The organism is Ruminococcus sp., from assembly GCF_024691275.1.
In the GTDB taxonomy this organism is placed as follows: Bacteria; Bacillota; Clostridia; order Oscillospirales; family Ruminococcaceae; genus Ruminococcus.
This window is the reverse complement of the sequence record NZ_JAILNU010000112.1, coordinates 44,282-56,636: the sequence shown is the minus strand read 5'-3', so window position 1 is coordinate 56,636 and position 12,355 is coordinate 44,282. Positions and strand designations below refer to the sequence as shown.

Annotated in this window: 11 protein-coding genes; 10 read left to right on the top strand and 1 reads right to left on the bottom strand. The window is 43.4% G+C overall.

From position 1 onward, the window contains the following. Window positions 1-109 precede the first annotated feature (109 nt). Genes K6G33_RS13965 through K6G33_RS13950 form a run of 4 tightly spaced genes read left to right on the top strand, consistent with a single transcriptional unit; the run spans window position 110 to window position 2,278 of the window. A complete protein-coding gene (locus K6G33_RS13965; protein ID WP_296780651.1) occupies window positions 110-1,150 on the top strand; it encodes an FAD:protein FMN transferase in 1,041 nt (346 codons plus the stop codon). Continuing rightward, window positions 1,143-1,499: a NusG domain II-containing protein gene (locus tag K6G33_RS13960; RefSeq protein WP_296780649.1), complete on the top strand. Its 357-nt coding sequence runs from the start codon at window positions 1,143-1,145 to the stop codon at window positions 1,497-1,499. Before K6G33_RS13965 ends, K6G33_RS13960 begins: the two co-directional genes overlap by 8 nt. Window position 1,500: 1 nt before the next feature. After that, window positions 1,501-2,001: a Gx transporter family protein gene (locus tag K6G33_RS13955; RefSeq protein ID WP_296780646.1), complete on the top strand. Its 501-nt coding sequence runs from the start codon at window positions 1,501-1,503 to the stop codon at window positions 1,999-2,001. A 55-nt stretch (window positions 2,002-2,056) separates the two neighbouring features. Continuing rightward, complete coding sequence (locus tag K6G33_RS13950) at window positions 2,057-2,278, top strand: hypothetical protein (protein ID WP_296780645.1); 222 nt, start codon at window positions 2,057-2,059, stop codon at window positions 2,276-2,278. Between the two features lie 25 nt (window positions 2,279-2,303). Here K6G33_RS13950 and K6G33_RS13945 read toward each other — a convergent pair whose 3' ends face one another. Then, entirely contained in the window at window positions 2,304-2,819 is a 516-nt protein-coding gene (locus K6G33_RS13945) for a cob(I)yrinic acid a,c-diamide adenosyltransferase (RefSeq protein ID WP_296780642.1), read from the bottom strand. Window positions 2,820-2,929: 110 nt separating this feature from the next. Between K6G33_RS13945 and K6G33_RS13940 the strand changes: the two genes are divergently transcribed. The 6 genes from K6G33_RS13940 to K6G33_RS13915 all read left to right on the top strand — a co-directional run bounded on the left by K6G33_RS13940 (window position 2,930) and on the right by K6G33_RS13915 (window position 12,182). Continuing rightward, a complete protein-coding gene (locus K6G33_RS13940) occupies window positions 2,930-3,718 on the top strand; it encodes an HAD-IIB family hydrolase (protein WP_296780640.1) in 789 nt (262 codons plus the stop codon). Window positions 3,719-3,911: 193 nt separating this feature from the next. Next, window positions 3,912-5,129, top strand: a complete 1,218-nt coding sequence (locus K6G33_RS13935; RefSeq protein ID WP_296780637.1) for a 6-phosphofructokinase — start codon at window positions 3,912-3,914, stop codon at window positions 5,127-5,129. Window positions 5,130-5,298: 169 nt separating this feature from the next. Next, entirely contained in the window at window positions 5,299-6,531 is a 1,233-nt protein-coding gene (locus K6G33_RS13930; protein WP_296780634.1) for a UDPGP type 1 family protein, read from the top strand. A gap of 75 nt (window positions 6,532-6,606) precedes the next feature. Then, the gene (locus K6G33_RS13925; RefSeq protein WP_296780631.1) at window positions 6,607-8,340 is read left to right on the top strand and encodes an ABC transporter ATP-binding protein; all 1,734 of its coding nucleotides are present in this window, start codon (window positions 6,607-6,609) and stop codon (window positions 8,338-8,340) included. Further along, window positions 8,333-10,072, top strand: coding sequence for an ABC transporter ATP-binding protein (locus K6G33_RS13920; protein ID WP_296780628.1), 1,740 nt, complete (start codon window positions 8,333-8,335; stop codon window positions 10,070-10,072). Before K6G33_RS13925 ends, K6G33_RS13920 begins: the two co-directional genes overlap by 8 nt. Window positions 10,073-10,244: 172 nt before the next feature. Next, entirely contained in the window at window positions 10,245-12,182 is a 1,938-nt protein-coding gene (locus tag K6G33_RS13915; protein WP_296780625.1) for an aconitate hydratase, read from the top strand. Window positions 12,183-12,355 lie beyond the last annotated feature (173 nt).

Sequence of the window (12,355 nt, the reverse complement as noted above, 5' to 3'; positions counted from 1 at the left end):
AGAGCGGATCATCTGATCCGCTCTTTTGTTGCATTGAGTTTACATTAACGTGTTGCAAATACTAACAAAAGATGATATAATTATTGAAGCTTTAGTTAGGAGAATAAAAATGACCATAAAGAAACTCAACTTGGTATTGCTTACAGCTGTTATCCTTTCGCTGTGCAGCTGTAACGATAAACAGAATACAGGTACTAAAAGCAGCAACGAGGCTGTGACTCGTGATGTATTTGCAATGGACACATACATGAATCTCAAAGTGTACAGCGATGATGCCGAAACTGTTCTGAATGAAGCAGAGGAGCGTATATATCAGCTCGAAAAAGAACTGTCCGTTACTTCTGAAAACAGTGATGTGTGGGTACTGGATCATAATAAAAATGCCGATATATCTGATGATACGGCAAGAATAATCAGGAAGGCTGTTGATATAGGCAGCATGACCAACGGAGCACTTGATATAACACTTTATCCGCTGGTCAGAGAGTGGGGCTTTACAACAGGCGAGTACAGTATCCCGGATAAAAAAAGGATAGATGAGCTCCTTAAAAATGTCGGATATGAACGGATAAAGCTGAACGGCAATAAAGCAGAGCTGTCCGAAAACGCTGAAATAGACCTTGGTGCACTTGCAAAGGGCTACACAGGTGACGAAGTAATAGATATCATGAAGTCTCACGGTGTTAGTTCTGCTATAGTAAGCCTTGGCGGCAATGTGCAGGCTCTGGGAAGCAAGCCTGACGGAAGCAGCTGGAAGGTGGCAGTACGTGATCCGTTTTCTCCTGAAAAAGATATGTGCGTCGTGGAGATTTCCGGAAAAGCCGTTATAACTTCGGGAAATTACGAGCGATTTTTCACAGGAGATGACGGCAGGAACTACTGGCATATTCTTGATCCGAAAGACGGTTTTCCTGCTGATAACGGTATCGTTTCGGCAACAGTCATCGGTGATAACGGACTTGAATGTGATGCACTGTCTACGGCATTTTTTGTAATGGGCTTAGATAAAATAAAGGAATATCTTGCGGATAATCCGGAGAATGATGTTATACTTGTGACTGACGACAGGAAGATATACTATTCAAGCGGACTGAGTGATAAGTTTACCAATATAAGCGATATGCCTGCGGAGGTGACAGCAATTGACTAAAGGGGTAAAAATACTTATCGCAGCAGCAGCTTTGCTGTTTGTCGGCTCATTAGTATGGATATTGCTGAGTTTCAGGGACTCCGACAGTACGATCGTTGAAGTCGTACAGAACAACAAGGTGATATATACTTTCGACCTTTCTAAGGAAAAGGACAGGACTATACGTGTCAATGCTCCTGACGGCGGCTGGAACGACATAAAAATTGAAAACGGAACTATATGCATATCTGACGCAGACTGCTCCGACCACACCTGCGTAAAAACAGGGGTGCTGCGTTCCGAGCAGATACCTATAGTATGCCTTCCGCACCGACTTGTCATAAGATATGCCGATAAGAGGGATTCCTGATATGAAAACAAAAAAACTGACAAGACTTGCGCTGCTTACCGCGCTTGCACTTATCATATTTATAATAGAGCTGCAATTTCCTGATATTGTACCGATACCGGGCGTAAAGCTCGGACTTGCAAATATCATAACTGTATACGCTGTATATAAATACACCGCAAAGGACGTTTTTCTTATCGTTACGACAAGAGTTGTTCTCGGAGCAATTTTTGGCGGCAATATCTCAGCGCTGCCATACAGTCTGACAGGAGCTCTTACCTGCCTTGCAGGAATGCTGCTCATAAAGAGAGCCATACCTGTAAACTTTATATGGCTTAGCAGTATTTTCGGAGCTATCCTGCATAACACAGGTCAAATAGCAGCAGCTGTACTCATGACAGGAACACTGACTGTCCTGTCATTTTATCCGTTCCTTATAGCTGCGGGCTGCATTGCAGGAGCTTTTACAGGCATATGTGCGCAGCTCCTTATAAAAAGAAATATTACAGACGACAAAACATAAAATGCATTGAAAAATGCTGCTTAGTGTGTTATAATATATCAGAGGTGAAAAATAAATGAATCCTATGAACGTATTTAAGCTTAAATCTCTCCTGGAAAGATTCAAGGAGAATCACCCTAAAGTTCCGCTGTTCTTTCAGGCTGCAACAGGAACTTTGCAGGAGGGAAGCATTATCGAAATAAAAGTCATAACGACTGATAACAAGACCATCGTCACTAACATGAAGATCAATTCTGAAGATATGGCACTCTTGGAAGAGCTTAAAAATCTGAAGTAAAAAAAGCCGCAGTATTGCGGCTTTTTTAATATTCTATACCTTTTCTTGCTGTAATACCTTTTTCATAAGGGTGCTTGACGGCTGACATTTCAGTGATATAATCGGCATTTCCCCTGAACATTTCCGATGGCTCTCTGCCCGTCATGACAACTTCGCATTTTTTAGCTGTATCCGAAATAAACCTTTCTGCCAGATCTGTATCAATCATTTTTTTGTTATATGCATCAATAAATTCATCGAGGACTATAAGCTGTACATCACCGCTTTCTATCATTGCAGAGGCTTTTTTAAGCATTTCTGTATGTTTATGGGTCACAGCTCTTTTTTCGCCTTCGTTCATGGCAAACGTGAATTTATTGCATTCTTCGCAGCACATTACCGCGATACTGCCAAGCGACTTCAGTACGCTTATTTCAGAAGAATTCCCGTTTTTTAAAAACTGGAAAAATCCGACATTCATGCCTGCGCCGACAGCCCTTACGGCAAGTCCGACAGCAGCAGTAGTCTTGCCCTTGCCGTTTCCGTAATATATGTGTATCATTTAACTCACTCCTTTATAAAATAATAACATATACCGCATAAAGAATCAATACTTGACAGCTATTTCCTAATAGAATATAATATTGATAGAAAATAATAAGGAGTGTTTTAATGAAGTCAATAATCTTTTTTGATATTGATGGTACGATAGCAACAGAGGACGAAAGGTCGGTCATTCCACAGAGCACCCGTGATGCCATAAGAATTACCCGCGAAAAAGGAAACCTTACATTTATCAATTCGGGCAGAACAGCATTCAATATAAGTCCAAGGGTCAAGGAACTGGGCTTTGACGGATATATATGCGGCTGCGGAACATACATAGAGTATAGCGGTAAAACGCTGTTATACAGGACTATTGAAAAGTCAGAATGCAGAAGGATAGCCGATTTTTTGCGCAAATGCAATGTGACACCTGTTTATGAGCACAGGGACGGCTATTTCTTTGATGATAAGGCGCAAATGTCTGACGGACTAAAAGAATTCATGGAAGTATTCGTGGATTCGGGAATAGATATCAGCGGCAGAGTTGAGAACGAAAACTTCGGCTTTGACAAGTTCGTCATATGGCAGAACGAAAACAGTGATATGGAACTGTTCCGCTCCGAAATAAGCAAGAACTTCTCGATAATAGACCGCGGCGGCGGATTTTACGAAAATGTACCGCTGGGATATTCCAAAGCAACAGGAATACAGGCAATACTTAAAGAACTGGATATTCCAATGGAAAACGCATATGCTATCGGTGACAGTATGAACGATCTTCCAATGCTGGAAGCTGTTCCGAACAGTATCGCAATGGGCGGTGCAGAACAGCTTTATCCGTATGTCGCATATGTCACAACTCCTATCGAGGAAGATGGTATTGCTAACGCACTGAGTCATTTCGGACTTATATGATAAGATGATAACATTATATCAGTCGTTTATTGCTATAATGGTCAAATATTGCGATTTTCACCAATCTATTTTTGGATTTTATACTCATTGAAATGGAAAACCTGCTATGTTATAATAATATTAAAGCCTTTTGGCAAATATTATGAGAGGGAACGGTCAGGTCTGTTGTATCAGTCTGGCTACATTAAGGTTTATGAATATTGCAGTTGCACAGTCAGGAGGTCCTACCTGCGCTATAAATGCCTCACTGGCAGGAGTATTCAGCGCAGCACAGCGTTCGGACAAGATCGAGAAGATCTACGGAGCGCTGAACGGTATCGAGGGCATAATCAGAGATGAAATGGTTGATCTTTCGGAGAAGATCGACAGCGATGTAAGCTATCAGCTCCTCCTCAGAACACCATCTGCTGTTCTTGGATCATGCAGAAAAAAATTGCCTGACCACAGAGAGAACAGCGAAGTGTACGAGCAGATCACAGATGTGCTCCATAAGCGTAATATAGGTATGTTCTTCTATATCGGCGGAAACGATTCAATGGATACTGTTGCAAAATATTCCGCTTATTTAAAGGATAAGAATATCACTGACATAAAAATAATCGGCATACCCAAAACTATCGACAACGATCTTTGCGAGACCGACCATTCTCCCGGATTCGGTTCAGCTGCAAAATATGTTGCGGCAACTGTACAGGAGATCACAAGAGACAGTAATGTTTACAGCATACCTTCTGTAACTATTATCGAAACAATGGGCAGACACGCAGGATGGCTCGCAGCAGCTTCGTGCTGTATCAGAGCCAACGGTGAAAGTGCTCCTCATCTTATTTATCTCCCTGAAACAACATTCAGCATCGAAGGCTTTCTCTCCGATGTTAAGGCAGAGATGAAGAAGCACAGAGCTGTCATAGTAGTAGTTTCAGAGGGCGTAAAGACAGCAGAGGGCAAATTTGCAGCGGAGGAATTCCAGTCGGGTGCAAAAGATGTATTTGGTCACAGCTATCTTGCGGGAATAGGCAAATTCCTTGAAAAGCTCGTAGGTGCCGAGATAGGCTGCAAGGTACGTTCTATCGAGCTGAATGTTATGCAGAGATGCAGCTCGCACATTGCGTCCCTTGAAGATATCCGCTCATCGGAGGCTATAGGAATGTCTGCGGTAAATGCAGGTCTTGAGGGAAAATCAGGCTGTATGATGGTATTTGCACGTGAATCCAATATGCCGTACAGCTACAGGATAGACACAGTAGATGCTTCAAAGGCTGCTAATTCCGAAAAATTCTTCCCGCGCGAGTGGATAAACGAGAAGGGCAACAATGTTCTTCCGCCTGCATACGACTACCTTATGCCGCTTATACAGGGAGAGCTCCACGCTATAATGAAAAACGGAATGCCGCTTAATTTCGTTATCTGATAACAGATCTACCATGTACAAAACAGACAGATATACGTTTGTATCTGTCTGTTTTCTTTTGCTTTTGTTAATTTTTTGTGTACTTTCTTTGTTTTGTTGACTATTTTCTGTTATTATGTTATAATAAACAAAAGTGCAGCTGCCTTAGGCTGCTGAAAAGGAGGAGTTTATGTTAGACCGTGAAAATGCGATCCGTATACTTTCAGAATACGGACAGGAACATATCATGAAATATTATGATGAACTAAACGATGATGAAAAGAAAGAGCTTCTCGGACAGATCGAGTTGATTGATTTTTCTGTTCTTGATAATCTTGATGCTGAGAAAAACAGTAATTCCGTGCGCGGTACTTTTGCACCTTTGGGAGCTGTTACTATAAACGACATTGCCAAAAACAGCGAGGAGTATATAAAAACAGGTCTTGAAGCAATAAAAGCCGGTAAAGCCGCCGCAGTCCTTCTGGCAGGAGGTCAGGGAACAAGACTTGGCTTTGACAAGCCAAAGGGAATGTTCAGGATCGGCGTTGATGAGGAGCTGTATATATTCCAGTGCCTTATAAATAATCTTATGGATGTCGTTAAGCTTGCAGATGCATGGGTCCCTCTTTATATCATGACCAGCGAGAAGAATAACAGCGATACCATAAACTTTTTCAGGGAGAAGAACTATTTCGGCTATAATCCGGATTATGTGCGTTTCTTTATACAGGATATGGCTCCGTCGGTAGATTTTAACGGCAAGGTGCTTATGGAGAGCAAGTCAAAGATCTCTATTTCGCCTAACGGAAACGGCGGATGGTTCTCGTCTCTCGTGAGAGCAGGTCTTCTTGATGAAATAAAGACAAAGGGCGTAGAATGGATAAATGTATTCGCTGTGGACAATGTTCTCCAGCGTATTGCAGACCCCGGCTTTATAGGTGCGGTCATCAAATCCGGACTTCAGTCCGGCGGCAAGGTCGTAAGTAAGGCAGACCCCGATGAAAGAGTTGGCGTACTTTGCCTCGAAGACGGAATGCCTTCGATAGTGGAGTATTATGAAATGACCGAGGAAATGCGTACTCTCCTTGACGAAAACGGCGAACTCGCATATAAATACGGTGTTATACTCAATTATCTCTTTAATGTTTCAAAACTGGAGGAGATATGTGATAATAAAATGCCTGTTCATATCGTTGACAAGAAAATACCGTATATGAATGAAAACTGCGAATTTATCACTCCTGACAAGCCGAACGGTCACAAATTCGAGACACTTGTTCTTGATATGGTGCATATGCAGGACAGCTGTCTTGCTTATGAAGTTGTTCGTGAGAAGGAATTCGCTCCCGTAAAGAACGCCACAGGCGTTGATTCAGTCGAAACGGCAAGAGAGCTTCTCAAAGCCAACGGCGTAAAAATATGATTTAAAGCGGCACTTTTGATATATCAGAAGTGTCGCTAATTATGTGAGGAAAAATAAGCAGGTGATGTAAAAGGCATGAAAGGGTTATTGAAATATCTCAGGAATTACAAGAAGGAGCTGATATTTGGTCCGTTTTTTAAACTGCTTGAAGCTATATTCGAGCTCACTGTTCCTGTAGTTATGGCAAAGATAATCGACAAGGGCATAGGCAATAACGATTCTGCGTATATACTGAAAATGAGCGGACTGATCGTTGTCCTCGGAGTGTGCGGACTTGGATTTGCGCTGACTTGCCAGTATCTTGCCGCAAAATGCGCATACGGTTTCGGGACCGAGCTTCGCTCCGCCCTGTATAAGCATATAAATTCGCTTTCATACAGCAGCATAGACAAGATAGGTACGTCATCGCTTGTGAATCGTCTTACAAATGATTCAAACACAGTACAAAACGGCGTAAATATGTTCATTCGTCTCGCTGTAAGAGCTCCATTCCTTGTTATCGGTGCCGCAGTAATGGCTGTAACTATTGATTGGAAGCTCTCGCTGATATTCTTTGTGGTAGCTCCTCTTATTTCAGCAATAATCTTCATCATAATGAGAAAAACCATACCAATGTATAAAAAGACGCAGCAGAAACTTGACAAAGCAGCACTCCTGACCCGTGAAACACTTGAGGGAACACGAGTTATAAGAGCTTTCTCACGTCAGCAGGAAGAAATGAACGAATTCAGGGAAGCTGTCGATGAAATTTCGGAATGTTCCATAGCAGTAGGCAAGCTTTCTGCGATACTGAATCCTGTAGCATTCATGGTCATGAATCTTGGTATAGTAGCCGTTATCTGGTTTGGCGGCAAAAGAATAGATATCGGAGGACTTACACAAGGAGAGCTTACAGCTTTTACAAATTATATGACGCAGATACTTCTTGCACTTGTGGTGCTTGCAAATCTTATAGTAATATTTACCAAAGCTTTTGCTTCTGCAAACCGTATCAGTGAGGTATTTGCACTTCCCCCCGAGGAACAGGGCGATATCGTCGAATACGATAAAAGCTCAGCAAATATCATCGAGTTCAGGGACGTTTCGTTTGCCTATGAAGCAGCAGGCGACTATTCTCTGAAGAATATCAGCTTTTCAATAAAAAAAGGACAGATGCTTGGTATTATCGGCGGTACGGGCTGCGGCAAATCAACTCTTGCGAACCTCATACCATGCTTCTACAAGGCAACTATGGGAAGTGTTATGTTCTCGGGAATAAATGTCAACGAACTTTCTTCGGAAGAGCTTCGCCGACACATCGGAACTGTACCGCAGAAGGCTATGCTTTTCACGGGAACTATCCGTGATAATATGAAGTGGCGAAAAGAAGACGCTACCGATGAAGAGATAATTGCTGCACTGAAAACTGCTCAGGCGTGGGAATTCGTCAAGAAAACTTCCGACGGACTTGATACACCTATCTCACAGGGAGGAAAGAACCTCTCAGGCGGTCAGAAACAGCGTATATCCATCGCTCGTGCTCTTGTGGGAGATCCCGATATACTCATACTTGACGACTCTACCAGCGCACTTGACTACAAGACTGACCTTGCGTTCAGAAAAGCACTTAACAGTGATCTGCCGAACACAACGGTCATAATGATATCTCAGAGAACGACTTCTCTTAAAGATGCAGATAAAATTATTGTCATGGACGACGGCGAAGCTGTTGGACTGGGTACTCATGAACAGCTTATCGAAAACTGTGAGGTCTACCATGAGATATATCGTTCACAGATGAACCAGAAGGAGGACAGTTCAAATGCTTAAAACATTGAAAAGAGTTTTCTCCTATGCCCGCCCGTATCTTAAATACTTTATTCTGACGGTCATCTGTGCAGCTCTTGGAGTTTCACTGTCATTGTCTGTCCCTGTATTCATCGGTGGAGCGGTTGACTGCTGTGCAGGAAAGGGAAGAGTTGATTTTGAAAAGCTTAGGGATATTATTATCGCTCTTGCTTCAACTGTCATTGCAAGTACGCTTTTTCAGTGGTTCATGAGCCTGTGCACCAACAAGCTTGCCTTCCTTACGATACGCGACCTGAGAGCAGATGTCTTCAATAAGCTTGAAAGAGTCCCTCTGAAGTATATTGACGGACACACAAAAGGTGAGCTGTCAAGCCGAGTGATCAATGATATCGAGATCGTTTCCGACGGTCTCCTTCAGGGTTTTACTCAGTTTTTCAGCGGTATCATCACTATAATCGGTACCCTTGTCTTTATGATGACAATAAACGTAAAAATAGCTGTAGTTGTTGTTATACTCACGCCGCTTTCTTTTATTGCAGCTTCAAAAATAACAAAGGCTTCTCACGATTCGTATATGAAACAGTCGAAGCTCCGCGGTGATATGGTGGGACTTGCAGAGGAAATGGCAGGCAACCAGAAAATAGTCAAGGCTTTTGTTTACGATAAGAGAGCCGAGGAGCGCTTTGAAAAGATAAACAAGGCATACGGAGATATCGGTGCTAAAGCAACATTTTTCAGCTCCATGACCAATCCGACTACACGTTTTGTCAATGGAATAATATATGCAGCAGTTGGTATGCTCGGAGCTCTCGGTGTTATCGGATATTCCTCCTTCCTCGGTACTATGTCCGTCGGAAAGCTTTCAAGCTTCCTTGCATATGCGAATCAATATACAAAACCGTTCAATGAGATATCTGGAGTTTTTGCCGAATTGCAGAACGCAGTAGCTTCTGCACAGAGAGTATTCGATGTTCTTAATGAAAATGAGGTATCCGACGACAGCAGCAAGGACGTTATGAATAGCTGCGACGGAAGCCTGAGATTTTCTGATGTGTTCTTTTCGTATAGTCCTGATGCAAAGCTGATACAAAACTTCAGTCTCGATGTAAGAGCAGGCCAGCGTGTAGCCATAGTCGGTCCTACAGGCTGCGGAAAATCGACCATAATCAATCTTCTGCTGCGCTTCTACGATATCGACAGCGGCAAGATCGAGATATCCGGCAGGAATATCAGCGATATCACACGCGACAGTCTGAGGAGCTGCTTCGGCATGGTCTTGCAGGAAACATGGGTGTTCACAGGAACAGTTGCGGAGAATATCGCTTACGGAGCTCCGAATGCAACTCGCGAGCAGATAATCGAAGCTGCAAAGGCTGTATATGCACACGGCTTCATAAAAAGACTCCCTGAGGGATACGACACTGTCATAAGTGAGGACAGCGGACTTTCACAAGGACAAAAGCAGCTCATCTGTATCGCAAGGATCATGCTCATGGACCCGCCCATGCTTATCCTCGACGAAGCAACAAGCTCTATCGACCTGCGTACAGAACAGCGCATCCAGAAGGCTTTCGCCAAACTTATGGAGGGCAGGACAAGCTTCGTTATAGCTCACAGACTCTCAACGATAAAAAATTCAGATGTTATCCTTGTTATGAAGCACGGAAATATCATAGAGCAGGGAAGCCACGAGCAGCTTATGCGGAACGGCGGCTTCTATTCGGAATTGTACAACAGCCAGTTTGCTTCATAAGCACAGAAAACATTTTATCCCCCCGAAAGCGGATAAGTCATAACTGCTTTCGGGGGGATTTTATGTAATAAGGACTTTAATTATAAAAAATACTTTGTTTAATTCTTGACAAACTGAACGAAATGTTGTAAAATATAAGCGTATTCTTATGTATTGAAAGGAATGATCTTCAATGGGTTTAACTTTAACGGAAAAGATACTCAAAGCACACTTGGTAGACGGAGAGTACGTCAAAGGACAGGAGATCGGTATTCGTATCGATCAGACTCTTACACAGGACGCTACAGGTACTATGGCATATCTGGAGTTTGAGGCTATAGGTGTTCCACGCGTAAAGACAGAGCGCTCGGTAGCATACATAGATCATAACACTCTCCAGAGCGGTTTTGAAAACGCAGACGATCACAGATTTATCGGAAGCGTTGCCAAGAAGCATGGTATTTATTTCTCACGTCCGGGCAACGGAATCTGCCACCAGGTACACCTCGAGCGTTTTGGTATCCCAGGCAAGACTCTTATCGGTTCTGACAGCCATACTCCTACAGGCGGCGGTATCGGAATGATCGCTATCGGCGCAGGCGGACTTGATGTTGCTGTTGCAATGGGCGGCGGTGCTTACTATATCACTTGCCCAAAGGTCGTAAAAGTTGAACTCACAGGCAAGCTCCAGCCATGGGTCGCTGCAAAGGACGTTATCCTTGAAGTTCTCAGAAGACTTTCTGTTAAAGGCGGCGTTGGCAAGGTTATCGAGTACTGCGGTGAAGGTGTAAAGACTCTGTCAGTTCCTGAAAGAGCTACTATCACAAATATGGGCGCAGAGCTTGGTGCTACGACCTCTATATTCCCATCAGACGAGATTACAAAGCAGTTCCTTAAAGCTCAGAAGCGTGAGGAAGTATGGACTCCTCTTGCTGCTGATCCTGATGCAGTATACGATGAGGAGCTTACTATCGACCTCAGCAAGCTCGTTCCTCTTGCTGCCTGTCCTCACTCTCCTGATAACGTTAAGAGCGTTGAGGAGATCGGCAGACTCAAGATAGATCAGGTTTGTATCGGTTCATGTACAAACTCTTCACTGCTGGATATGCTCAAGGTAGCTCATATCCTCAAGGGCAAGACGGTAAATCCTGATGTATCACTTGCTATAGCTCCCGGCTCAAAGCAGGTTCTCAATATGCTGGCACAGAACGGCGCACTCTCTATCCTTATTGATGCAGGCGCAAGAATCCTTGAAAGTGCCTGCGGTCCATGTATCGGTATGGGACAGTCACCTAACTCAAAGGGTATCTCACTCCGTACATTCAACAGAAACTTTGAAGGACGTTCAGGTACTAAGGACGGTCAGATCTACCTCGTATCACCTGAAATGGCTGCTGTATCAGCTCTTACAGGCTACCTTACAGATCCGAGAGAGCTTGGCGATATGCCTGAATTCAAGCTTCCTGAGGAGTTCGTAATAAATGATAATATGATCGTTCCACCTGCATCTGTTGAGGAAATGGACAGCGTAGAGATACTCCGCGGACCAAACATCAAGCCATACCCTGAAACTGCACCTCTCCTTGAGACAATTGATGCTCCTGTATCACTCAAGGTCGGCGACAATATCACAACTGACCACATTATGCCCGCAGGTGCAAAGATACTTCCTCTTCGTTCAAATATTCCGAAGATCTCACAGCACTGCTTCGCTGTATGTGACGAGAGCTTCCCTGAGAGAGCAAAGTCACTCGGCAAGAGCATTATCGTAGGCGGTTCCAACTACGGTCAGGGTTCATCAAGAGAACACGCTGCACTTGCACCTCTCTACCTCGGCGTAAAGGCTGTTCTCGTTAAGTCATTCGCTCGTATCCACAGAGCTAACCTTATCAACGCAGGTATCCTTCCGCTCACATTTGTGAACGAAGCTGATTATGACAGCATCGCTCAGGGCGACGAGCTCGTACTTGCTGACGTAAGAAAGGCTGTAGAAGAAGGAAAGAGCGAGCTTACTGTTGTAAATAAGACAAACGGCAAGGAGATCCCTGTACTCTGCGAACTTTCGGGACGTACAAAGGATATCATGCTTGCAGGCGGACTTCTCGACTTTACAAGAGAGTCCATGAAGTAATATCAATTTTTCTGTAAAAAAGTTTACTATTATGAAATAAATAGCTATCATCAAAGATATCCTTAACGATATTAGTTCGATATGCAGTGAAATAAACCTTTTTCACGCGGATTTACAGACGCTGCAAGAAGGATAGTGATACCAACTAGCAAAAAAGGCTGGATGATCTTTAT